Source organism: Streptomyces sp. NPDC015130 (assembly GCF_043080005.1).
Taxonomy (GTDB): Bacteria; Actinomycetota; Actinomycetes; order Streptomycetales; family Streptomycetaceae; genus Streptomyces.
The window spans coordinates 14,093-36,026 of record NZ_JBIBVC010000018.1; the positions used below are offsets into that span (position 1 = coordinate 14,093).

General features: G+C 69.4%; 21 protein-coding genes and 1 pseudogene. All 22 read right to left on the reverse strand.

The features are described 5' to 3' along the window. Nucleotide 1 precedes the first annotated feature (1 nt). Complete coding sequence (locus ACF08F_RS30230) at nucleotides 2-952, reverse strand: hypothetical protein (RefSeq protein WP_392301702.1); 951 nt, start codon at nucleotides 950-952, stop codon at nucleotides 2-4. A gap of 191 nt (nucleotides 953-1,143) precedes the next feature. Continuing rightward, nucleotides 1,144-2,244 (reverse strand): ABC transporter ATP-binding protein, encoded by a 1,101-nt coding sequence (locus ACF08F_RS30235; RefSeq protein ID WP_392301703.1) that lies wholly within the window; start codon nucleotides 2,242-2,244, stop codon nucleotides 1,144-1,146. Further along, complete coding sequence (locus ACF08F_RS30240; RefSeq protein WP_392301704.1) at nucleotides 2,237-3,220, reverse strand: ABC transporter ATP-binding protein; 984 nt, start codon at nucleotides 3,218-3,220, stop codon at nucleotides 2,237-2,239. Before ACF08F_RS30240 ends, ACF08F_RS30235 begins: the two co-directional genes overlap by 8 nt. Before the next feature lie 6 nt (nucleotides 3,221-3,226). Beyond that, the gene (locus tag ACF08F_RS30245) at nucleotides 3,227-4,213 is read right to left on the reverse strand and encodes an ABC transporter permease (RefSeq protein ID WP_392301705.1); all 987 of its coding nucleotides are present in this window, start codon (nucleotides 4,211-4,213) and stop codon (nucleotides 3,227-3,229) included. Then, nucleotides 4,206-5,129, reverse strand: a complete 924-nt coding sequence (locus ACF08F_RS30250) for an ABC transporter permease (RefSeq protein WP_392301706.1) — start codon at nucleotides 5,127-5,129, stop codon at nucleotides 4,206-4,208. Before ACF08F_RS30250 ends, ACF08F_RS30245 begins: the two co-directional genes overlap by 8 nt. A gap of 122 nt (nucleotides 5,130-5,251) precedes the next feature. Then, the gene (locus ACF08F_RS30255) at nucleotides 5,252-6,883 is read right to left on the reverse strand and encodes an ABC transporter substrate-binding protein (protein ID WP_392301707.1); all 1,632 of its coding nucleotides are present in this window, start codon (nucleotides 6,881-6,883) and stop codon (nucleotides 5,252-5,254) included. A 209-nt stretch (nucleotides 6,884-7,092) separates the two neighbouring features. Then, entirely contained in the window at nucleotides 7,093-7,554 is a 462-nt protein-coding gene (locus ACF08F_RS30260; RefSeq protein ID WP_392301852.1) for a hypothetical protein, read from the reverse strand. Nucleotides 7,555-7,584: 30 nt separating this feature from the next. Then, nucleotides 7,585-8,010, reverse strand: a pseudogene (locus ACF08F_RS30265) (peptidoglycan-binding protein); the annotation flags it as partial. Between the two features lie 41 nt (nucleotides 8,011-8,051). After that, on the reverse strand, nucleotides 8,052-9,035 hold the full coding sequence (locus tag ACF08F_RS30270) for a penicillin-insensitive murein endopeptidase (protein ID WP_392301708.1): 984 nt from the start codon (nucleotides 9,033-9,035) through the stop codon (nucleotides 8,052-8,054). A gap of 50 nt (nucleotides 9,036-9,085) precedes the next feature. Continuing rightward, on the reverse strand, nucleotides 9,086-10,165 hold the full coding sequence (locus tag ACF08F_RS30275; protein ID WP_392301709.1) for an N-acetylmuramoyl-L-alanine amidase: 1,080 nt from the start codon (nucleotides 10,163-10,165) through the stop codon (nucleotides 9,086-9,088). Between the two features lie 12 nt (nucleotides 10,166-10,177). Continuing rightward, the gene (locus tag ACF08F_RS30280) at nucleotides 10,178-10,609 is read right to left on the reverse strand and encodes a DUF2690 domain-containing protein (protein WP_392301710.1); all 432 of its coding nucleotides are present in this window, start codon (nucleotides 10,607-10,609) and stop codon (nucleotides 10,178-10,180) included. A 190-nt stretch (nucleotides 10,610-10,799) separates the two neighbouring features. After that, complete coding sequence (locus tag ACF08F_RS30285) at nucleotides 10,800-11,240, reverse strand: DUF2690 domain-containing protein (protein WP_392301711.1); 441 nt, start codon at nucleotides 11,238-11,240, stop codon at nucleotides 10,800-10,802. A 246-nt stretch (nucleotides 11,241-11,486) separates the two neighbouring features. After that, complete coding sequence (locus tag ACF08F_RS30290) at nucleotides 11,487-11,915, reverse strand: DUF2690 domain-containing protein (RefSeq protein WP_392301712.1); 429 nt, start codon at nucleotides 11,913-11,915, stop codon at nucleotides 11,487-11,489. 30 nt (nucleotides 11,916-11,945) lie between these two features. Further along, on the reverse strand, nucleotides 11,946-12,359 hold the full coding sequence (locus tag ACF08F_RS30295; RefSeq protein ID WP_392301713.1) for a DUF2690 domain-containing protein: 414 nt from the start codon (nucleotides 12,357-12,359) through the stop codon (nucleotides 11,946-11,948). Nucleotides 12,360-12,383: 24 nt separating this feature from the next. Next, nucleotides 12,384-12,797, reverse strand: a complete 414-nt coding sequence (locus ACF08F_RS30300; RefSeq protein ID WP_392301714.1) for a DUF2690 domain-containing protein — start codon at nucleotides 12,795-12,797, stop codon at nucleotides 12,384-12,386. 21 nt (nucleotides 12,798-12,818) lie between these two features. Further along, entirely contained in the window at nucleotides 12,819-13,256 is a 438-nt protein-coding gene (locus ACF08F_RS30305; RefSeq protein ID WP_392301715.1) for a DUF2690 domain-containing protein, read from the reverse strand. A gap of 341 nt (nucleotides 13,257-13,597) precedes the next feature. Then, nucleotides 13,598-14,683 (reverse strand): ABC transporter ATP-binding protein, encoded by a 1,086-nt coding sequence (locus ACF08F_RS30310; RefSeq protein ID WP_392301716.1) that lies wholly within the window; start codon nucleotides 14,681-14,683, stop codon nucleotides 13,598-13,600. Further along, entirely contained in the window at nucleotides 14,676-15,734 is a 1,059-nt protein-coding gene (locus ACF08F_RS30315) for an ABC transporter ATP-binding protein (RefSeq protein ID WP_392301717.1), read from the reverse strand. Before ACF08F_RS30315 ends, ACF08F_RS30310 begins: the two co-directional genes overlap by 8 nt. 14 nt (nucleotides 15,735-15,748) lie before the next feature. Next, nucleotides 15,749-16,702: an ABC transporter permease gene (locus ACF08F_RS30320; RefSeq protein ID WP_392301718.1), complete on the reverse strand. Its 954-nt coding sequence runs from the start codon at nucleotides 16,700-16,702 to the stop codon at nucleotides 15,749-15,751. Continuing rightward, a complete protein-coding gene (locus ACF08F_RS30325; protein WP_392301853.1) occupies nucleotides 16,695-17,627 on the reverse strand; it encodes an ABC transporter permease in 933 nt (310 codons plus the stop codon). Before ACF08F_RS30325 ends, ACF08F_RS30320 begins: the two co-directional genes overlap by 8 nt. A 174-nt stretch (nucleotides 17,628-17,801) precedes the next feature. Continuing rightward, nucleotides 17,802-19,439 carry an ABC transporter substrate-binding protein gene (locus tag ACF08F_RS30330; RefSeq protein ID WP_392301719.1) on the reverse strand — a complete coding sequence of 546 codons (1,638 nt, stop codon included), beginning with the start codon at nucleotides 19,437-19,439 and terminating at the stop codon, nucleotides 17,802-17,804. Nucleotides 19,440-19,920: 481 nt separating this feature from the next. Then, nucleotides 19,921-21,822, reverse strand: coding sequence for a translational GTPase TypA (gene typA, locus ACF08F_RS30335; protein WP_017239904.1), 1,902 nt, complete (start codon nucleotides 21,820-21,822; stop codon nucleotides 19,921-19,923). Between the last annotated feature and the right edge of the window lie 112 nt (nucleotides 21,823-21,934).

Genomic DNA, 21,934 nt, shown 5'->3' on the forward strand with positions numbered 1-21,934 from the left:
GTCACCAGCCGGGCGGCGGCGGGTACGGCGGGGCCGGCGGCGGCCCGTACGAGCCGTGCGGGGCGTAGGGGACGGGCACGGCGGGCGGGGCGCCGCGCCCGGCGAGGAGGGCGAGCACCGCGATGCCGCCGAGCACCCCGAAGACGGCGGTCAGGACGGACATCTGCTCGACGGTGCGGGCCTCCGCGAAGTGCGGGATCACCTCGTAGCGGAGGACCCTCGCGAGGAGGGCGAGGCCGGTCGCCGTCAGGAACGCCCCGGCGAGCAGCCCGAAGGCCCGGGCGTGGCGGGCGCGGGCGAAGGCGGAGACGGCGGCGGTGCCGTACAGCGCGAGGAGGATCACCGCCAGCCAGCCGGGCGGGGGCGCGAGGACCGGTCCCAGGAGGGACCGGCCGCCGAGGAAGCGGTCGACGGTGATCTCCGGGGGCAGTTCGACGGCCGCGTCCACCTCCCACGCGACGACGACGGCGGCGCCGACGAGCAGCAGGACCCCCGCGGTGACGGACGGGCCCGTGCGGGGGCGGGTCGGGAGCAGGTCGTGCGGGCCGTCGGCCCTGCGGCGACCCGCCGCGGCGGTGCCGACGAGACCGGCGGCGAGGGCGAGTTCGAGGAGGGCCGTGACGAGCGCGCCGCTCCCCGGCGCCCAGAGGCCGGGCAGGCGCAGGGCGAGGGTGACGGAGCCGGTCGCGACGAGCGCGGAGGCCGCGTGGCGGGAGCGCAGGGCGGCGACGGCGGTGGCGACGCAGACGACGAGGAGCAGGGGGTCGGCCAGGGAGGTGGCGACCCGTCCCCGCAGGAAGTACTGGGAGCCGGGGTCCCCGGTCCAGGACCACGCGAGGTCGGCGGGCGAGCCGAGCGCGGCGAGGTCCTTGAGGATCCAGACGGCGGATAAGAGGGCGAGCGCGGCGCAGAGCGCGGCGCCCGTGAGACGTGCCGGGCGTGTCACAGTCACGGACCCGATACTCACGGTCGCGGCCGACCGAAACAAGCGGTTCCGCATGGACGGGGGTGACGGGGGGTGCGTGACGAGCCGACCGGGGCGACTCGGTGCGCCCCGGCCGGCTCACGGCACCCGCACGGCCGTACGTCGAAGAGCCTGCCGTGTCCGTATATCGGAGCCGGGTCCGGCCGGTTGCCGGTGCGTTAAGGCGCTTCGGGGGGCTCGGGTGTCCCGGGGAGATCGGGTGTCTCGGGGGGCTCGGGGGTCTCCTCGCCGGTCTCCGGGGGGACGACCTGCTTCTCCTCCGCGAAGTGGCAGGCCGAGTCGTGCTTCGCGGGGCTGTCCGTGAGGCGGAAGACCGCCGGGACGGCCAGCAGGGGGACTTCCAGGGTGCAGCGTTCCTGGGCCTTCCAGCAGCGGGTGCGGAAGCGGCAGCCGGAGGGGATGTTGGCCGGGGAGGGGACGTCGCCGGTGAGGATGATGCGCTCGCGGTGGGCGCGGGCATCCGGGTCCGGGACGGGGACGGCCGAGAGCAGGGCCTGGGTGTACGGGTGGGTGGGGTGGTCGTAGATCTGGGCGTCGGTGCCGATCTCGACGATCCGGCCGAGGTACATGACGCCGACCCGGTCGGAGATGTGCCGCACGATCGAGAGGTCGTGGGCGATGAACACGTACGAGAGGGAGAACTCGGACTGGAGGTTCTCCAGGAGGTTGACGACCTGGGCCTGGACGGAGACGTCGAGGGCGGAGACGGGTTCGTCGGCCACGATGATCTCGGGCTGGAGCGCGAGGCCGCGGGCGATGCCGATGCGCTGGCGCTGGCCGCCGGAGAACTGGTGCGGATAGCGGTTGATGTACTCGGGGTTGAGACCGACGACGTCCAGGAGGTCCTGGACCTTGCGGCGCCGGTCGCCCTTGGGCGCGACCTCGGGGTGGATCTCGTACGGCTCGCCGATGATGTCGCCGACCGTCATGCGGGGGTTGAGCGAGGTGTACGGGTCCTGGAAGACCATCTGGATGTTGCGGCGGACGGCCTTGAGGGCGCGCGGGGACAGCTTGGTGATGTCGTCGCCCTTGTAGCGGATCTCTCCGGACGTCGGCCGCTCCAGGTTGACCAGCATCTTCGCGACGGTGGACTTGCCGCAGCCGGACTCGCCGACGATGCCGAGGGTCTCGCCGGCGGCGAGGTCGAAGTCGACGCCGTCGACGGCCTTGACGGCGCCGACCTGCTTCTTGAAGAGGATGCCCTGGGTCAGCGGGTAGTGCTTGTGGAGGTCCCGGACTTCGAGAATCGCCTCAGCCATGGAGGCACTCCTTCCAGAAGTGGCAGGCGCTGGCGCGCGGCACCGGGGACTCGGTCACGTCGTACAGCGGGGGCACGTCCGTGCGGCACCGGTCCCGGGCGAGCGGGCAGCGCGGGTTGAAGGCGCAGCCGGGCGGGATGGCGAGGAGGTTGGGCGGGAGGCCCTTGATCGCGTAGAGCTCCTGGCCCTTCTGGTCCAGGCGCGGGATCGAGTCGAGGAGGCCCCGGGTGTAGGGGTGGGCGGGGGCCTTGTAGATCGCGTGGACGGGGGCCTGTTCGACGATCTTGCCCGCGTACATGACGGCGATCTTGTCGGCGACGTCGGCGACGACCCCGAGGTCGTGGGTGATGAGGATGAGCCCCATGTTGAGCTCGCGCTGGAGCTCGGCGAGGAGGTCCATGACCTGGGCCTGGACGGTGACGTCGAGGGCGGTGGTGGGTTCGTCGGCGATGATCAGCTCGGGTTCGAGGGCGAGCGCCATCGCGATCATGATGCGCTGGCGCATGCCGCCGGAGAACTGGTGGGGGTACTGACCGACGCGTTCCTTGGCGGCGGGGATGCGGACCCGGTCCATCAGCTCGACGGCCTTGGCCCGGGAGTCCTTGCGGGACATGCCCTTGTGGACCTGGAACATCTCGCCGAGCTGGTCGCCGACGCTGACGACGGGGTTGAGCGAGGACAGCGCGTCCTGGAAGACCATCGCCATCTTGGCGCCGCGGATCTTGCGCCGCTCCTCCTCCTTGAGCTTGAGGAGGTCCTGGCCCTGGAAGAGGATCTCGCCGCCGCTGATCTTGCCCGGCGGGATGTCGAGGATGCCCATGACGGCCTGGGCGGTGACGGACTTGCCGGAGCCGGACTCGCCGAGGACGGCGAGGGTCTCCCCCGCGTCGACGGAGTAGTTGACGCCGTTGACCGCCTTGGCCACCCCGTCCCGGGTGTGGAACTCCACGTGCAGGTCGCGCACTTCGAGCAGCATGGGTCCCTACCTCAGCTTCGGGTCGAGGGCGTCGCGGACGGCGTCGCCGAGCATGATGAAGGCGAGCACGGTGATCGCGAGCGCGCCGGAGGGCCAGAGCAGCATGTGCGGTGCGTTGCGCACGTAGGCGGCGGCCGAGGAGATGTCGATGCCCCAGGAGACGGTCGGGGGCTTGAGGCCGACGCCGAGGAAGGAGAGCGTGGCCTCGAGCGAGATGTACGTGCCGAGGGCGATGGTCGCGACGACGATGACGGGAGCGAGGGCGTTGGGCGCGATGTGGCGGAGCAGCATCCGGTTGTTGGAGGCGCCGAGCGCGCGGGCGGCCTGCACGTAGTCGTTCTGCTTGGCGGTGATGACGGAGCCGCGCGCGATGCGGGAGAGCTGCGGCCAGCCGAGGAGCACCATGAAGCCGATGACGGGCCAGACGCTGTTGCTGCTGACGACGGAGAGCAGGACGAGGCCGCCGAGGACGACGGGGATGGCGAAGAAGACGTCGGTGATGCGGGAGAGGAAGCCGTCCCAGGCGCCGCCGTAGAAGCCGGCGAGGCCGCCGAGGACGGAGCCGAGGAGGGTCACGCCGAGGGTGGCGAAGACGCCGACCTGGACGGAGGCCCTGGCCCCGTAGACCGTACGGGTGTAGACGTCGCAGCCCTGGCCGTTGAAGCCGAAGGGGTGCCCGGGCTGGGAGCCCTCCTGCGCCTTGGAGAGGTCGCAGTCGAGCGGGTTGCCGCTGGCGATGAGCTGCGGCCAGATGGCGATGACCACGAGGAAGACGATGATCAGGCCGGAGATGATGAAGATCGGGTTCCGGCGCAGGTCGTGCCAGGCGTCGGACCAGAGGGAGCGGGGCTTCTTCTCGGGGCCGGTGCCCTCGGGTCCTCCCGGGGTCTTCTCCAGCGTCTCGCCCTCGTCCATCGCGAGGTCGGCCGTACCTCCGGCGCCGGTGTGGTTGATCGCGCGGCCGTCGTCGAACGGCTGAGGCTGCTCAGGCATAGCGGATCCTCGGGTCAAGGACGGCGTACAGGAGGTCGACGAGCAGGTTCGCCACCAGGAAGACCAGGACGAGGACGGTCACGAAGCCGACGACGGTCTGGGTGTTCTGGCGGAGGATGCCCTGGTAGAGCTGGTAGCCGACACCGTGGATGTTGAAGATCCGCTCGGTGACGATGGCTCCGCCCATCAGCGCGCCGACGTCGGTGCCGATGAAGGTCACCACGGGGATGAGGCTGTTGCGCAGCAGGTGGCGGGTGATGACCCGGTGGCGGGGCAGGCCCTTGGCGGTCGCGGTGCGGACGTAGTCGGCCCGCTTGTTCTCGGCGATCGAGGTGCGGGTGAGCCGGGTGACGTACGCGAGGGAGACCGAGGCGAGGACGAGGCCGGGGACGATCAGTTCGTTGATCGGTGCGTCGCTGGAGACGGCCGGCTTGATCCAGCCCCACTCCACTCCGAGGAGGAGCTGGAGGATGAGGCCGGTGACGAAGGTCGGGATGGAGATGACGACCAGGGTCAGCAGCAGCACGGTGGTGTCGACGGGGTGGCCGCGCTTGAGGCCGGTGAGGACGCCGAGGCTGATGCCGATGACGATCTCGAAGAAGATGGCGACGATGGTGAGGCGGATGGTGACCGGGAAGGCGTTGGCCATCAGCTCGGTGACTTCCTGGCCGTTGAAGGCGGTGCCGAAGTCGCCGGTGAAGACGTTGCCCATGTAGGTCAGGTATTGCTGCCAGACGGGCTTGTCGAGCCCGAACTCCTTTTCGAGCTGCGCCGCCGTCGCCGGGTCGCACTGGCGGTCGCCGCACAGACCGGCGATGGGGTCGCCCATCACGTTCACCATCAGGAAGATCAGCAGCGTGGCGCCGAAGAAGACCGGGATCATCTGCAGCAGTCGCCGGATCACATAACGACCCATGGGGTGCTCCGGGGGTTGGCTCCGGGGAGGGGGTGGCTCCGGGGAGGGCTGGGGGGAAGGCGTACGGCCCGGCGCGGTGGTGATCCGCTGGCCGGGCCGTACGCCGCCGACCTCCTACGGCGTCAGTTGACCTTGATCTGGTCGTAGACCGGGACGCTGAACGGGTTCAGGGTCACGTTGGAGACGCGCTCCGAGTAGCCGGCGCTGCCGTTCTGGTACCAGAGCGGCACGGCGCCCATGTCGTCGCGGAGGATGCCCTCGGCCTGCTGGAAGAGCCCGACGGCCTTGGCGATGTCGGACTCGGCGTTGGCCTGGTCGACCAGCTTGTCGAACTCGGGGTCGCTGTACTTGCCGTCGTTGGACGAGGCGTTGGTGTAGTACAGCGGCTGGAGGAAGTTCTGGATGAGCGGGTAGTCCATCTGCCAGCCGGCGCGGAACGGGCCCGTGAGCTTCTGGGTGGTGACCTGGTTGCGGTAGTCGGCGAAGGTGCCGACCGGGTTGCCGACGCAGGCCGTGTCGTTGCCGAGGGCACGGTTGATGGAGTTGCAGACCGCGTCGACCCATTCCTTGTGGGAGCCGGTGTCGGCGTTGTACGAGATCTTCATGGTGCCACCGGGGATGCCGCCGCCCTCGGTGACGAGCTTCTTGGCCTCGGCCGCGTCGTACTTGCAGAAGTCGCCGCAGATGTCCTTGAAGCCGCCGTCCTCGCCGAGGACCGGGGAGGTCCAGTCGACGGCGGGGGTCCGGGTCTTCTGGAAGATCGTCTCGGTGATCTGGTTCCGGTCGATCGCCATGGAGATGCCCTGGCGGAGCTTCTCCTGTCCGGGCTTGTTCCAGGCCGGGTCGTAGAACGGGAAGGACAGGGTCTGGATGATGCCGGCGGGGACGTTGATGTACCGGTCGCCGAGGTCGGCCTCGACGTTCTTGAGCTGGGCGGCGGGGACGTCGTCGACGAGGTCGAGGTTCCCGGCCGTCAGGTCGGTGTAGGCGGTGTTGTTGTCGGTGTAGACCTTGAGGGTGATGCCGCCGTTCTGGGCCTTGTCGGTGCCGGGGTAGCCGTCCCACCGCTTGAGGGCCATCTCGGAGCCCTTGGTGTAGGAGTCGACGGTGTACGGACCGTTGCCGATGGGCTTCGAGAGCCAGGCGGCGCGGTCGTCGAAGAACGCCTGGGGAAGCGGTGAGAACGCGGCGTAGCCCAGGGTGATGGGCCAGGTGGAGAACTTCTGCGTGAGCTTGACCGTGAAGGTCTGGGGGCCGGTGACCTTGAGGCCGGACATGGACGTGGCGGACGGCTCGCCCTTGTCGGGGTGGACCTTGTCGTAGCCCTCGATCTGGCCGAAGAAGTAGGCGTTCTTCTGGTTGTTCTTCAGATCGGCGCCGTAGTTCCACGCGTCGACGAAGGACTTGGCGGTCACCTTCTCGCCGTTGGAGAAGGTCCAGCCGTCCTTGACCGTGATGGTGAAGTTGATCGAGTCGGTCGTCTCGATCTTCTCGGCGAGCATGTCCTTGGCCTCGCCGGTCTTCGGGTCGTACTGCTTGAGCCCCCGGAAGATCATGGAGAGGACCTTGCCGCCCTGCACCTCGTTGGTGTTGGCGGGCTCCAGGGGGTTCTGCGGGTCTCCCCACGAGGAGGTCACGATGCCGTCGGCCCCTCCGCCTCCGCCGCCGCTGTCGTCTCCGCCGCCGCAGGCGGTCGCCGCAAGGGCGACCGCGGTGGCCAGAGCGGCCCACTTGGCGTGCGTGGCTCCACGCATGGAGTGCCTCCCATATGTCCCTAAGTGTGACTTAGGGCTCAATATGACCCGTATTCAGGAGGCGTGCATGTTCTCTGCACCCATCGGTGCGACGGCGAGGACGCGGACGAGGACGGCGGGGACGCGAGTGGCGGGGACGACGGTGGCGGGGACGACGGCGGCCGGCCATGACAGGGGGTGCCATGGCCGGCCGCCGTCTCCGGTGCCGCTCAGTTCATGAAGGTGACGTCCCAGTGGTTGCTCTCACGGGCGTAGACGTTGCCCGAGGGGGCCGTGTAGAGCGCCGCGCCGTCGGCACGGGTCCCGGTCCGCGGGAAGGTGCCGGTGACGTAGTTGCTCAGGCAGGTGCCGGGGCTGAAGTCCAGCTTGTAGCCGTTCCAGTGGCTGTACGTGCCGCTCGCGTGCCCGGTCTCCGTACCGCCCGTGATCGTCAGGGCGCAGTTGCTCGCCCTGCGCAGGGCGACGGCGCCGTCGGCGGAGGCGCGGCGCAGGCCGTCGAACGAGGTGCAGCTGGTGCTGTTGCGGTTGGAGCAGTTGCCGGAGGAGGTCCAGGTGATGCCGGCCGAGGTGAAGATCGAGGCCGCCTCGGAGTGGGTCAGCAGGCCGCTGCTGCCGCCGCTGCCGCCGGAGGAGCCGGTGACCAGGGCCCGCCAGGTGTCGGGGCCGACGATGCCGTCCGCGTCGAGGCCCTTGGAGCTCTGGAAGCCCTTGACCTTGCCGTCGGTGCCGTCGCCGAAGGCTCCGTCGACGGTGAGGCCCGCCCCGTACCGGTTGAGCTGCGTCTGCACGGCCTTGACCGCGGAGCCGTTGTCGCCCTTGCGGACGGTGACGATCAGCTTGGACCAGGTGTCGGCACCGACGATGCCGTCCACCGGGGAGAGGCCGTTGGCGCTCTGGAAGCTCTTCACCTTGGACTCTGTGCCGGGGCCGAAGGCGCCGTCGGCGGTGGTGCCCTGGCCGTGGGCGGTCAGCAGGTGCTGGACGGTCGTCACCTGGACGCCGGAGTCGCCGTTGCGGACGAGGGGCCAGTCGGCGGCGAGGGCGGGGGCGGCAGAGAGCAGTCCGGCCGTCAGCGCGGCCATCAGGGTGGCGAGCAGGGTGGCCGCCAGGCCCGGGATTCTTCTCATCGTGGTGTTCCTCGGGGTCGTGGTCGCCGGGACGGCAGCCGTCAGCACTGGTAGGAGGAGTTGGGGTGGACCGGCTCGCAGTACCGGACGTGCAGGTGGTTGTCGTGGTTGGGGTACTGGACGGTCAGCCCCTCCGCGATCAGCTGGGGGTCGTTGAAGTAGACGAACTTCACGTGCCCGGGGGCCGCCGCGCGCAGGGCCTTGACCAGCTCGCGGGTCGCGCCGCGGTCGTAGGCTGCGGACTGCCAGGTGATCCGGGAGCCGCCGCACTGGGCCGCGTCGGTGCGGACGGGCCAGAGGTCGGCGTCGAGCCCGACCTGGTGGCTGGCGTGGCCGCTGATGGTGCCGCCGTGCTCGAAGCTCACGTCGCCGACCGGGACCCTGCCCCGGCCGAGGGCGGAGAAGGAGCGGGCGGCGGCCTCCAGCTGGGCGACGGCCGCGGCGGTCCCCCAGTCGGCGGAGGTGTTGCCGTCCGGGCTCTGGTTGCAGAGCGTGCCGGCGTTGTAGTCGACATACTCGTAGTGCCAGAGCAGCTCCGTCCACGTGCCCGGGCCGACGACGCCGTCCGCGCTCAGGCCCTCGTGGCTCTGGAAGGTCCGGACGGCCGAGGCGGTGCCGGCGCCGAAGGCCCCGTCGACGGCGAGGCCGGCACCGCGCTTGGCGTTGAGCAGGTACTGGACGGCCTTCACCGCCTCGCCCTGGCTGCCCTCCCGCACGGTCGGGGTGAGCGCCTTCCAGGTGTGGGGGCCGACGATGCCGTCGGTGTCCAGGCCCTTCGCGGTCTGGAAGGAGCGGACCGCCGTGTCGGTGCCGGCGCCGAAGACGCCGTCGGCGGTGAGTCCGGCGCCCTGGGCGTTGAGCAGGTACTGGAGGGCGACGACGTCCGAGCCCCGGTTGCCCTTGCTCTGGGTCGGGGCGAAGGCCCCGACCAGGGCCTGGGCCGGGGAGACCAGTCCGACGAGCAGGGCGACGACGGCGGCGACGAGCACCGCCCAGCGGGTGGTGGGCAGGGTGTGCGAGGGCATGGCTGGGTGCTCCTCCTGTGGGGTGGGAAGTCCGGGGCCGGTGCTCCTGCTCAGCCGAGCAGGCGGCCGAAGGTGCGGGCGTCGACGAGGCCGTCGGCGGGCAGGCCGGCGCCCGACTGGAAGGTGGTGACGGCGGTCTGGGTGCCGGCGCCGAAGAGGCCGTCGACCGTGGTGGGCACGCCGCGCGCGGCGAGCAGGACCTGTACGGCCCTGACGGCCTCGCCCGAGGCGTCCCGCCGTACGGGGGCGACGAGTTGGTGCCAGGTCTGGTTGCCGGCCAGCCCGTCGGCGGTCGCGTGCGTCAGGGTCTGGAAGTCGCGCACCGCCTTCTCGGTGGCCGGTCCGAACGAGCCGTCGGCGGTGAGTGCCGCGCCCCGTCCGGCGAGCAGGTGCTGGAGCGCCCGTACCCGGTCGCCGGTGTCGCCGCCGCGCACCAGCGGCCAGAGCGGTGCCGTCGGGTCGCCGCCGATCCGCGCGGCGACGTCCCGGCGCAGCTGCGGCAGCAGGGCGTAGAGGCGGTCGCCGGGGCATTCGGTGGCGTTGAAGTCCCGGTGGCCGTAGATCTGGTAGGCCCGCAGCCCGTACTGGCGGCAGATGTGGGCGCAGAGTTCGACGAGGGCCGAGTACTGCGCGCCGCGCGGGTCGACGGAAGTGTAGGTGCCCTCGTTCTCGATGCCGATGGCGACGGTGTTCTGTCCGGTGCAGTGCGCGGCCTCGACGGTCCGGGTGCCGCGCTGGAGCTCGGCGAGGCTGCTGTGGCGGCCTTCGGTGACGTACGCCCCTCGGCTGATGGAGAAGTGCTGGCCGGTGTCGATCCAACCCCGGTCGTCCATGGCCCAGTTCTGCATGGAGCGGGCGAGCCGGAAGGCCTGCTCCTGGGAGAGGTCGGTGACGTTGGGGGTCGCCGTGTGGTGAACGATGATCTTGACCGGCGGGGTGGGGAGGATCTTCAGCGGGCTGCTCGCCGGGCGGGCGCCCCAGGCCGCGCAGTCGGCGATCGCGGGGACCGCGGCGGTGGCCGCCCCGGCCCGGCCGGCGAGGCCGACGGGCAGGACGGTCGCGGCGCCGAGGGCGAAGGCGCCGGTGAGAAGGGTGCGACGACGGGGATTCGGTCCGGTGACCGTGGTCATGGGCGCTCGTCCTTAGTAGCTTCCGGTGCAGCGGGTCTGGAGGGTCTCGTAGGCGCGCACCTCGCACGCCCAGGCGAGGATGTCCTTGTCGTTGACCATCGCCGTGTACGCCGTCCCGTTGCCGCCGTAATAAACCCCCCGCGAGGCCCCCTGGGAGTTGTGCACCCAGATCTCCGTGTCGAGGGAGCCGCCGGAGGTCTTACGGGCCCAGGCGGCCCGGCAGCTCGGGCTGTAGCGCAGCTCGACGCCCCAGTCGGCGGTGCGCACCGTGCGGGCGTCGCTCTGGCAGACGGTGGTGGCGGGGTCGAGCCCGGTGCAGCTGCTCGCGTAGCAGGAGGTGGCGGCGGAGGCGGGCGACGAGGCGAGGAGCAGGCTCGACGCGGCGAGCGCCAGGGCCGAACCGACGGTGGCCGGCCTGCGGGTCAGGGTCCGGGAAACGCGCATGGGGGACGCTCTCCTAAAGCGTGTTGCGAAAGTAGCGCCGGCCGCCCGAAGGGCGGGCCCGAAGGCGTCTGGTGCGTGCGATCGCAAGGCGGAGGGTCACCCCGATACTGGATGTATCGGGGTGACCCCGACAACGCGGCGAGCGTGCGTGCCAGACGCCTTCGGGCAGGCGGGACTTTCGCCACACGCCCTAGTACGGGTCGGAGCAGTCGTAGCGATTGGTGCCGTCCAGCGTGAAGACGCAGGCCCTGGACAGGACGTCCTTGTCGTTGACCATGCGGGTCCAGACGGTGGCGCCGTTGCCGGCGTAGTGCGTCGTGTAGGTCGCGCTGCCGTCCTCGCGCCGCACGGCCACGGTGATGGGCTCGCTGTCCGTCGTCTTGTAGCGCGTCCACGCCGCTCGGCAGGTGGGGCTGTAGCGCAACTCCTGCGCGTGGAACCAGCCGTAGGCCACGGTCTTCGCGTCGTTCTGGCAGATCGTCGTCGCGGGGTCCAGGCCCTGGCACGACGAGGCGTAGCAGGAGGTGGCGGCGGAGGCCGGCGACGAGGCGAGGAGCAGGCTCGACGCGGCCATCGCGACGGCCGAACCGACGGTGGCGAGCGTTCGGGTGGGGGACTTCCATGAGTTCATGACGGGGTGTCTCCTGGGGATCGGACAGTGAGGTGGCGGATGGGGGGGGGTGTGCCGGGCGGACCGGGTCTAGGGCGTGTTGCGAAAGTAGCGCCGGCCGCCCGAAGGGCGGGCCCGAAGGCGTCTGGTGCGTGCGATCGCAAGGCGGAGGGTCACCCCGATACTGGATGTATCGGGGTGACCCCGACAACGCGGCGAGCGTGCGTGCCAGACGCCGTCGGGCAGGCGGGACTTTCGCCACACGCCCTAGTACCAGTCCGTGCAGTCGGACCGGCCGTCGTCCCAGTGCTCGCAGGCCCGGGCCAGGAGGTCCTTGTCGTTGACCATCGCGGTCCAGACGGGTGTTCCGTCGCCGCGGTACTGCGCGGAGTAGGACCCCTTGCCGTCGTTGCGCTGCACCGTGATGGACAGGGCGTACGGCGTGTCGTTCTTGAAGCGCGCCCACGCGGCACGGCAGGTCGGGCTGTAGCGCAGCTCCAGGAGGCCCCAGCCGGAGGTGGCGACGGTACGGGCGTCGTTCTGGCAGACGGTCAGGGCCGGGTCCTTGCCCTGGCACGTCGACGCGTAGCAGGAGGTGGCGGCGGAGGCCGGGGACGCGGCGGAGATCAGAGCGGTCGCGGCGAGCACCGACGCCGAGGCGAACGCGCCCAGTCGGGAGGCGACGGAGGTGCGCATGAGAACTCCCGGGATGGAGGTGATGAGGGCTCAGTACCGGTTCGTGCAGCCGAACTCGCCGGTGTTCCACGTCCCGCAGGCCCAGGCGGCGATGTCCTTGTCGTTCACCATCCGGGTCCACGCGGGGTTTCCGCCGGAGTAGTCCGCCGCGAAGACGGCTCCCTGGGAGTTGTTGACCGTGATCCGGCCCGCCGGACCGAAACCCTGTCGGGCCCAGGCGGTACGGCACTGCGGGCTGTACCGCAGTTCGACGCGGCCCGAGCGGTCCCACAGCACCGTCCGGGCGTCGTTCTGGCAGATCGTCGTCGCCGGGTCGAGGCCGTGGCAGGACGCCGCGTAGCAGGACGTGGCGGCCGAGGCGGGCGACGAGGCGAACAGCAGGCCGCTCGCGGCCATGGCCAGCGCCGAGCCTGCGGTGGCGAGCTTGCGGGTGAGGGTGTTCATGCGACGGTGCTCCTTCTGCGGGGTCTAGAACCAGGTCGTGCACAACGACCGCTCGAATCCCATGACGTGACCGCAGGCCCGGGCGATGACGCCCCGGTCGTCGATCATCGGGGTCCACACGGTGCCGCTGCCGGAGTGGTGAACGGCCTGCTCCAGGCCGGTGTTGCCCTCGACCCGGACGGTCATCGACGTACCGCCGCTCTGGCGTGCCCAGGCTGCCCGGCAGGTGGGGCTGTAGCGCAGCTCGGTGCCCAGGCTCGTCCTGGCGACCGTGCGGGCGTCGTTCTGGCAGACGGTCGTGCTCGGGTCCCTGCCGGTGCAGTCGGGCCCGTTGCAGGAGGTCGCGGCCGACGCCGGCGACGAGGTGAGGAGCAGTCCGGACGCGGCGAGGGCGAGGGCCGAGGCGGTGGTCGCGAGCTTGCGGGTGAGGGCGTTCACGTGAAGTGCTCCTTCCGGCGTCTAGTACGCGCGGCTGCAGCTGTAGCCACCGGTGGGGTAGCCGCAGGCCCTCGCCGTGTAGCCCGCGTCGTTGACCATCCGCGTCCAGACGCCGGCCCCGTTGCCCCGGTAGTACGCCGAGTAGTGCGGCGAGTAGGAACCGTCCGCGTTCTCGCGCTCCACCATGAAGGTGAAGGGGTAGTCGAGGGTGCCGTTGTAACGGGCCCAGGCCGTACGGCAGGTGGGGCTGTAGCGCAGCTCGATCCCGCCGGGGTAGTAGGTCGTCGCCACGGTCCTCGCGTCGTTCTGGCAGATCGTCGTCGCCGGGTCCAGGCCCTCGCAGCTGGCGGCGTAGCAGGAGGTGGCGGCCGACGCCGGCGAGGAGGCGAGGAGGAGGCTCGACGCGGCCATCGCGAGGGCCGAACCGATCGTGGCGAATCTGCGGGTGAGGGCGTTCACAGGGGCTCCCTGTCCTGGGTGGTGGGCTCCGGTCAGCTCGGTGGGCTGCGCCGCGGCACACGCTGCCAGTCCCGGCGGGCCTCCCCCGGTGTCCCGCCGCCCGGGACCCGTCCCGGGGCGGGGGCGGCGGCGCGGGCCGGCGTCGAAGGCCGAGGTGGGAACCCCGGGGCGGGGGGCGGCTTCCCGTCGGTCGCACGGGACGGGCCGGGGGACGCGGGACGGGAACGGGACGCCCGCACGCCCCTCCCCCGGGACGCCACGCGCGTACGGCGCTCCCCCGGGAACGCGCAAGGCCCCCGGCACCCTTGCGGGTGGCGGGGGCCTTGCGGGCTTTCGGTGCGTCAGTGCACCGGGACGACCTGCTTCTCCTCGGCGAAGTGGCACGCCGAGAAGTGGGCGGCCGGGGTGTCCTGGCCCTGGAAGCGGGCCGGGACCGCGAGGAGCGGGACCTCCTGGGAGCAGCGCTCCTGCGCCTTCCAGCAGCGGGTGCGGAAGCTGCAGCCCGACGGCGGGTTGGCCGGCGAGGGGACGTCACCGGTGAGGATGATCCGCTCGCGGTGCGCGCGGGCCTCCGGGTCCGGCACCGGCACCGCGGAGAGCAGCGCCTGCGTGTACGGGTGCGTCGGGTGCTCGTAGATCTGCTCGTCCGTACCGATCTCGGCCATCTTGCCGAGGTACATGACGCCGACGCGGTCCGAGATGTGCCGGACGATCGACAGGTCGTGCGCGATGAAGAGGTAGGAGAGGTTGAACTCCTCCTGCAGCTTCCCCATCAGGTTGATGACCTGGGCCTGGACGGAGACGTCCAGGGCCGAGACCGGCTCGTCGCAGATGATGATCTCCGGGTTGAGCGCGAGGCCGCGGGCGATGCCGATGCGCTGGCGCTGACCGCCGGAGAACTGGTGCGGGTAGCGGTTGATGTACTCGGGGTTGAGACCGACGACGTCCAGGAGCTCCTGCACCTTGCGGCGCCGGTCGCCCTTCGGGGCCACCTCGGGGTGGATGTCGTACGGCTCGCCGATGATGTCACCGACCGTCATACGCGGGTTGAGCGAGGTGTACGGGTCCTGGAACACCATCTGGATGTTGCGGCGGACGGCCTTCAGCGCGCGCCCGGACAGCTTGGTGATGTCCTGGCCCTTGTAGAAGACCTCGCCGGCGGTGGCCCGCTCCAGGTTCATCAGGAGCTTGGCGACCGTGGACTTGCCACAGCCGGACTCGCCCACGATGCCGAGGGTCTCGCCCTGGTAGAGGTCGAAGGAGACCCCGTCCACGGCCTTGACCGCGCCGACCTGCTTCTTGAAGAGGATGCCCTGCGTCAGCGGGAAGTGCTTCTGCAGGTTGCGCACCTGGAGGATCGGCTCGCCGCGGCCCACGGGGGCCTCCATGGCGGCCACGGCCTCGTCGTTCTTGCTGAGGTCAGCCATGGATCGTCTCCTTCCAGAAGTGGCAGGCGCTCTTGCGGCCCGGGAGGTCCGCGCCGTTCTGCTCGGTGACCGGCGCCAGGGCCGGGATCTCCGTACGGCAGATGTCGTCGGCCTTGGGGCAGCGCGGGTTGAAGGCGCAGCCGGTGGGCACCTTGAGCAGGTTGGGCGGCAGGCCCTTGATCGCGTAGAGCTCCTGGCCCTTCTGGTCCAGGCGCGGGATCGAGTCCAGGAGGCCTCGGGTGTACGGGTGCGCGGGGCGCGCGTACAGCTCGTGGACCGGGGCCTGCTCGACGATGCGGCCGGCGTACATCACGGCGATCTTGTCCGCGACGTCGGCGACGACGCCGAGGTCGTGGGTGATCAGGATCAGGCCCATGTTGTATTCCTGCTGGAGCTCCGCGAGGAGGTCCATGACCTGGGCCTGGACGGTCACGTCGAGAGCCGTGGTGGGCTCGTCGGCGATGATCAGGTCCGGCTCCAGGGCGAGCGCCATGGCGATCATGATGCGCTGGCGCATACCGCCGGAGAACTGGTGGGGGTAGTCGCTGACCCGCGCCTTGGCGGCGGGGATCTTGACCTTGTCCATCAGCTCGATGGCCTTGACCTTGGCGTCCTTCTTGGACAGGCCCTGGTGCACGCGGAACATCTCGCCGAGCTGGTAGCCGACGGAGAGGACCGGGTTGAGGGAGGACAGCGCGTCCTGGAAGATCATCGCGATCTTCCGGCCGCGGATCTTCCGCCGCTCCTCCTCGGACATCTTCAGCATGTCCTCGCCGCGGAACAGGATCTCGCCCTGCGGGATCTTGCCCGGCGGCATGTCGAGGATGCCCATGATGGCCTGGGCGGTGACGGACTTGCCGGAGCCGGACTCGCCGAGGACGGCGAGGGTCTCGCCGGCGTTCACCGAGTAGTTGACGCCGTTGACCGCCTTGGCCACACCGTCACGGGTGTGGAACTCGACGTGCAGGTCCCGGACTTCGAGCAGGGGACCGTTGTGGTCGGAGCCGCCGCGCGGTGCGGGGACGGTCGCGGTCTGGTCGATGATGCTCATCTTTTACGCCCTCCTCAGCGCAGCTTGGGGTCGAGGGCGTTGCGGACGGCTTCGCCGAGCATGATGAACGCCAGAACGGTGAGGCTCAGCATGATCGAGGGCCAGAGCAGGACGTGCGGGGCCACTCGGATCTGGGCGACACCCGCGGAGATGTCGACACCCCACGAGACGGTCGGGGCGGCGAGGCCCAGGCCGAGGAACGACAGGGTGGCCTCGGCCGAGATGTAGCCGCCGAGCGCGATGGTCGCGACGACGATCACGGGGGCCATGGCGTTGGGCAGGATGTGCCGGAAGAGGATCCGGGTCGTGCCGGCGCCGAGGGCCTTGGCCGCGTGGACGTAGTCGGCCTGCTTGACCGTGATCACGGCACCGCGCATGACGCGGGTGATCTGGGTCCAGCCGAGGAACGCGAGGGCGAAGACGACGACCCAGACGGTCCGCTCGACGAAGGCCTGCAGGACGACCATGGCGCCGAGCAGGAACGGGATGCCGAAGAAGACGTCGGTCACGCGGGACAGGACCGCGTCGATCCAGCCGCCGAAGTAGCCGGAGATCATGCCCATGATGCCGCCGACGATGGTGACGATCGCGGTGACGCAGATGCCGACGATGATCGAGGCACGGGTGCCGTGGATCAGTCGGGCGTAGACGGAGCGGCCCTGCTGGTCGTAGCCCAGCCACTCGGGGGAGCCGATGCTGCCCAGCTCGGGCTTGCTCAGGAAGTGGTGGACCAGGTCACCGGCGGTCGGGGACGCGCTGGTGAAGAGGGTCGGCCACGCCGAGATCAGCAGCAGCAGCGCGATCAGCACCGAGGAGACGATGAAGTACGGGTTGCGGCGCAGGTCGGCCCAGGCGTCGCCCCAGAGGCTGCGGGCCTTCTCCGCCTTGGCCGCCGGAGCGGACGCGTCCACCGAGGGGGTGGCGACGGCGTCCTCGACTGCGGTGGCGGTCTTGGTCACGTCAGGCATACCGGATCCTCGGGTCCAGGACCGCGTACAGCAGGTCGATGAGCAGGCTGGTGACGAGGTAGACGATCACCAGGATGGTGACGAGGCCCACCAGGGTCGAACCTTCGCGCCGGGAGATCGACTCGGCGATGACGCCACCGACTCCCTTGATGTTGAAGATCGCCTCGGTGACGACCGCGCCGCCCATGAGGGCGCCGATGTCGGTGCCGAGGAAGGTGACCACGGGGATCATCGAGTTGCGCATCAGGTGGACGCCGATGACGCGGCGTCGCGGCAGGCCCTTGGCGACGGCCGTGCGCATGTAGTCCGCGCGCAGGTTCTCCGCCATGGACGTACGGGTGAGGCGCGCCACATAGGCGAGGGAGAGACCGCCGAGCACAATGGCCGGAGCGATCATCTCGCTGAGCACCGGTTCGGTACTCACGTTCGGCGCGATCCACTCCAGGTTGAAGGCGAACACCATCTTGATGATGTAGCCGAGAACGAAGACCGGGATCGAGATGATCAGCAGGGTGAAGATCAGGATCGCGTTGTCGGCCAGACGGCCGGCGCGCAGACCACCGATGATGCCCAGGCCGATGCCGAAGATCAGCTCGATGGCGAACGCGAGCGCCGCGAGCTGGAGAGTGATGGGGAACGCGTCGCCGAGCACTTCCGTGACCGGTCGTCCGTTACGGATCTGGGTACCGAAGTCCTGGTGCCAGATCATGTCCCACATATATGTCACGTACTGCACCCACTGGGGCCGGTCGAGGCCCAGCTCATGGCGCTTCGCGGCGAGCGTCGCCGGGTCGGCGCCCTTGTCGCCGAACATGGCCAGCACGGGGTCACCGGGCAGGCTGCGCACCATGAGGAAGATCAGCAGGGTCGTCCCGATGAATACCGGGATCATCTGGAGCAGTCGTCGTGCGACATAACGCCCCATCATGCCTCCGTTGAGATGTGACAGCGGCAACCGACGGGCCCTCCCATGGCACACCGGTACCCGGATCCGGGTACGGCTGTGTCGTGGAAGGGCCCCCCAGCCACTGCGTAAGGCACCGAGACGGGACTGACGATCCGTCAGTCCCGTGACGGCGTGCGGACTACGCTCGGTTGATTACTTCTTGACCTCGACGCCGGTCAGGATCGGGTCGCCGTCCTGACCGTAAGCCACGCCCGAAACCTTCTCGGAGTAGCCCGCGTTGACCTTGTAGTACCAGAGCGGGATGGACGGCATGTAGTTGACCAGGTCCTTCTCGATGGCCTGGAACTGCTTCACCGACTCGTCCAGCGTAGCCGCGGAGTCAGCCTTGGCGATCTTGGCGTCCAGCTCCTTGTTGGAGAAGTCGCCCTGGTTGCCGGCCGCACCCGTGCGGAACAGGTCCGAGATGAAGTTGGCGTTCACCGGGTAGTCGAGCACCCAGCCGGAGCGGTAGAGCGACTTGACCTGCTTCGTCTTACGAGCGGTCAGGTCGGCCTGGAAGTCCGGCTTGCCGTCGCCGACACACTGGACGGTCGTGGCCTGGGTGATGGAGTTGCAGACCGCGTCCACCCACTCCTTGTGGCCACCGTCGGCGTTGAACTGGATGGAGATCTTGTTGCCGGGGACGCCGCCGCCGGCCTTGATGAGCTCCTTGGCCTTCGCCGGGTCGAACTTGGTGACGCCGGCGCCACCGTCCTCCTGGAAGCCCAGGACACCCTTGGCGACCCAGCCGGTCGCGGGCTCACGCGTACCCTGCAGCACCGTCTTGGTGATGGTGGCACGGTCGATCGCCATGGACAGACCCTGGATGACGCGGGGGTCGACCTGCTTCGGCTTCTTCCACTGGTCCGAGTAGAAGGCCACGGCGATGGTCTGGACGGCGGAGTACGCCTGGTCCACGGCGCGGTCGCCGAGGTCCTGACGGTAGACCGGGAGGTCCTTCGGCGCGATCTGACGCAGGACGTCGACGTTGCCCGACTTCAGGTCCTCGTACGCGGCCTCGAGGGTGGTGTAGTTCTTGAAGACCACACCGCCGTTCTTCGCCTTGTTCGGGCCCTTGTAGCCGTCGTAGCGGACGATCTCGATCTTCTTCTTGCGGTCCCAGGCCTTGAACTTGTAGGGACCGTTGCCGACCGGCTTCAGGCCGCCCGCGGTCGGGTCCTTGTAGAAGGACTCGGCCATCGGCGCGAAGACGATGTAGGCCAGCTTGTGACCGAAGTACGGAACAGCCTTCGACAGCTCGATGGTGAAGGTGTTCTCGTCGACGACCTTGAGACCCTCGAGCTTGTCGGCGGTCTGCTTGGCGCCCTCGGCGTCCGGGTGGACCTTGTCGTAGCCCTTGATGTCCGCGAACCAGGAAGCGAGGCCCTGGGCGTTCTTCAGGCTGGCGTTCCAGTTCCACGCGTCCACGTAGGACTTCGAGGTCACCGCGGTGCCGTCGTGGAAGGTCCAGCCCGGCTTGAGCTTGACGGTCCAGGTCTTCGAGTCCGTCGTGGTGACCGACTCGGCGTTGATCATCTCGAGCGAGCCGTCGGCCTTGTAGTCGACCAGGGTCGAGAACAGGCCGGCCATGACGGCGGAGCCGTTGGACTCCATCGTGTCACCGGTGAGCAGGGGCTTCTCCGGCTCGCCCAGCTCGACGGAGAAGATTCCGTTCGGGTCAACAGCGCCCTTGGCGTCGCCGCTGTCGCTCTTACCCCCGCCACAGGCGGTCGCAGCAAGGGCGACGATGATCGCGCCCGTTACCCACTTGGCGCTCTTGGCACCGCGCATGGGTTCCTCCTCATGAGTCCACTTTTGTCACTACAAGAGGGGCACTCCGAGTTCAGCCGACACCCCTGACGGCTTCGGACTCAAGTGCCCCGAGTGTGCTCGTGAGTCGGCACTCCCCACAGTGCGTGACCCATTGACCCGAGCTCAATGGAGCCAACTATTAAGTACGTCCGGGCTGTAAACCACACTTAAGTGGTCTCGTTTTGACAACATCACCAAGGGTCCGGATACCGAAATCCGGACAAACTGAGCACAGACAGACACCCCCGAAACGGACCGTTAACACACGTACCGGAGAGCGAGGGTCGATATGCGGACACTCGGGCAGCGAAATCGAGTTGACTCGACTTGACGAAAAGCCCGGACCCCCACAGGTGTCTGTGGGGGTCCGGGCTCTGGCGCTGACGCTATGTCAGTCGGGAGCGGCGAAGATCACAGGTCGGTGACCTACCCCGCCGCTCTCGGCCGTATGCGACCTTACTCAGCCGTTCTTGGCGCGGGAAGACGCACGACCACGGGCGTTCTGGTCCAGGATGACCTTGCGGATGCGCACGGCCTCCGGGGTCACCTCGACGCACTCGTCGTCGCGGCAGAACTCCAGGGACTGCTCCAGGGAGAGCTTCCGCGGCGGGACGATCGCCTCGAAGGAGTCGGCCGAGGAGGAGCGCATGTTGGTGAGCTTCTTCTCCTTGGTGATGTTCACGTCCATGTCGTCGGAGCGGGAGTTCTCGCCGACGATCATGCCCTCGTACACCTCGGTGCCGGGGTCGGTGAACAGGACGCCGCGCTCCTGGAGGTTGGTCATCGCGAAGGCGGTGACGGCGCCGGCGCGGTCGGCGACCAGCGAACCGTTGTTGCGGGTCGTCAGCGTGCCGAACCAGGGCTCGTGACCCTCGTGGATCGAGTGGGCGATGCCCGTGCCACGGGTGTTGGTCAGGAACTCCGTACGGAAGCCGATGAGGCCACGGGACGGGACGACGAACTCCATGCGGACCCAGCCGGAGCCGTGGTTCGACATGTTGTCCATGCGGCCCTTGCGGACGCCCATGAGCTGCGTGACCGCGCCCATGTGCTCCTCGGGGACGTCGACCGTGAGGCGCTCGACGGGCTCGTGCGTCTTGCCGTCGACCTCCTTGGTGACGACCTGCGGCTTGCCGATGGTGAGCTCGAAGCCCTCGCGGCGCATCTGCTCGACCAGGATGGCGAGCGCGAGCTCACCACGGCCCTGGACCTCCCAGGCGTCCGGGCGCTCGGTGTCGAGGACGCGGAGCGAGACGTTACCGATCAGCTCGCGGTCCAGACGGTCCTTGACCTGGCGGGCGGTGACCTTGCGGTTCTTGACCGCGGCCTTGGCGTCCGCGCCCTTGCCCGTGCCACCGCGGCCGACGAGCGGCGAGGTGTTGGTGCCGATGGTCATGGAGATGGCCGGCTGGTCGACCGTGATCAGCGGGAGCGCGATCGGGTTCTCCGGGTCGGCCAGGGTCTCGCCGATCATGATGTCGGGGATACCGGCGACGGCGCAGATGTCACCGGGGCCCGCGACCTCGGCCGGCTTGCGGGTGAGCGCCTCGGTCATCATCAGCTCGGTGATGCGGACGTTGGAGATCGTGCCGTCCCGCTTGATCCACGCGACCGTCTGGCCCTTGCGCAGCTCGCCCTGCTCGACGCGGAGGAGCGCGATGCGGCCGAGGAAGTTGTCGGCGTCCAGGTTGGTGACGTGGGCCTGGAGCGGGGCCTCCTCGTCGTACACGGGGGCCGGGACGTGCTCCAGGATGGCGCTGAAGAACGGCTCCAGGTTGTCGCTGTCCGCGGGGACCGTGCCGTTCTCCGGCTTGGTCAGCGAGGCGATGCCGTCACGGCCGCAGGCGTAGACGATCGGGAACTCGATCTGGTCCTCGTCCGCGTCCAGGTCGAGGAAGAGGTCGTAGGTCTCGTTGACGACCTCGTCGATCCGGGAGTCCGGGCGGTCCGTCTTGTTGATGCAGAGGATGACCGGCTTGCGCTGCTGGAGCGCCTTGCGCAGCACGAAGCGGGTCTGCGGGAGCGGACCCTCGGAGGCGTCCACGAGGAGGACGACCGCGTCCACCATCGACAGACCGCGCTCGACCTCGCCACCGAAGTCGGCGTGACCGGGGGTGTCGATGATGTTGATCGTGATCGGGGCCCCGCCGTCCTTGGGGTGATACTTCACCGCCGTGTTCTTGGCGAGGATCGTGATGCCCTTCTCACGCTCCAGGTCGTTCGAGTCCATCATGCGGTCGTCGAGCTGCTGGTGGGCGGCGAAGGCACCGGCCTGCTTGAGCATGGCGTCGACGATGGTCGTCTTGCCATGGTCGACGTGGGCGACGATGGCGACGTTACGGATGTCGTGGCGCGTGGGCATGGGTGCTTGCGCTTCTCTCGGATCGTGGGATGCGGCGTCAATTCCTCTTACGCCCGCCGGGCGGACGCGCCACGGCTATGTCCTATGGTACGGGGCAGCCGCGCAAGGGGCT

Excerpts from the sequence above, each read along its gene's own strand:
- ACF08F_RS30270 (WP_392301708.1), bottom strand. The coding sequence starts at position 9,035 with ATGCCCTCGCACACCCTGCCCACCACCCGCTGGGCGGTGCTCGTCGCC.
- ACF08F_RS30240 (WP_392301704.1), bottom strand. The coding sequence starts at position 3,220 with ATGCTGCTCGAAGTGCGCGACCTGCACGTGGAGTTCCACACCCGGGAC.
- ACF08F_RS30315 (WP_392301717.1), bottom strand. The coding sequence starts at position 15,734 with ATGAGCATCATCGACCAGACCGCGACCGTCCCCGCACCGCGCGGCGGC.
- ACF08F_RS30250 (WP_392301706.1), bottom strand. The coding sequence starts at position 5,129 with ATGGGTCGTTATGTGATCCGGCGACTGCTGCAGATGATCCCGGTCTTC.
- ACF08F_RS30330 (WP_392301719.1), bottom strand. The coding sequence starts at position 19,439 with ATGCGCGGTGCCAAGAGCGCCAAGTGGGTAACGGGCGCGATCATCGTC.
- ACF08F_RS30290 (WP_392301712.1), bottom strand. The coding sequence starts at position 11,915 with ATGCGCACCTCCGTCGCCTCCCGACTGGGCGCGTTCGCCTCGGCGTCG.
- ACF08F_RS30310 (WP_392301716.1), bottom strand. The coding sequence starts at position 14,683 with ATGGCTGACCTCAGCAAGAACGACGAGGCCGTGGCCGCCATGGAGGCC.
- ACF08F_RS30295 (WP_392301713.1), bottom strand. The coding sequence starts at position 12,359 with ATGAACACCCTCACCCGCAAGCTCGCCACCGCAGGCTCGGCGCTGGCC.
- ACF08F_RS30235 (WP_392301703.1), bottom strand. The coding sequence starts at position 2,244 with ATGGCTGAGGCGATTCTCGAAGTCCGGGACCTCCACAAGCACTACCCG.
- ACF08F_RS30245 (WP_392301705.1), bottom strand. The coding sequence starts at position 4,213 with ATGCCTGAGCAGCCTCAGCCGTTCGACGACGGCCGCGCGATCAACCAC.
- ACF08F_RS30320 (WP_392301718.1), bottom strand. The coding sequence starts at position 16,702 with ATGCCTGACGTGACCAAGACCGCCACCGCAGTCGAGGACGCCGTCGCC.
- ACF08F_RS30285 (WP_392301711.1), bottom strand. The coding sequence starts at position 11,240 with ATGAACTCATGGAAGTCCCCCACCCGAACGCTCGCCACCGTCGGTTCG.
- ACF08F_RS30255 (WP_392301707.1), bottom strand. The coding sequence starts at position 6,883 with ATGCGTGGAGCCACGCACGCCAAGTGGGCCGCTCTGGCCACCGCGGTC.
- ACF08F_RS30275 (WP_392301709.1), bottom strand. The coding sequence starts at position 10,165 with ATGACCACGGTCACCGGACCGAATCCCCGTCGTCGCACCCTTCTCACC.
- ACF08F_RS30325 (WP_392301853.1), bottom strand. The coding sequence starts at position 17,627 with ATGGGGCGTTATGTCGCACGACGACTGCTCCAGATGATCCCGGTATTC.
- ACF08F_RS30280 (WP_392301710.1), bottom strand. The coding sequence starts at position 10,609 with ATGCGCGTTTCCCGGACCCTGACCCGCAGGCCGGCCACCGTCGGTTCG.
- typA (WP_017239904.1), bottom strand. The coding sequence starts at position 21,822 with ATGCCCACGCGCCACGACATCCGTAACGTCGCCATCGTCGCCCACGTC.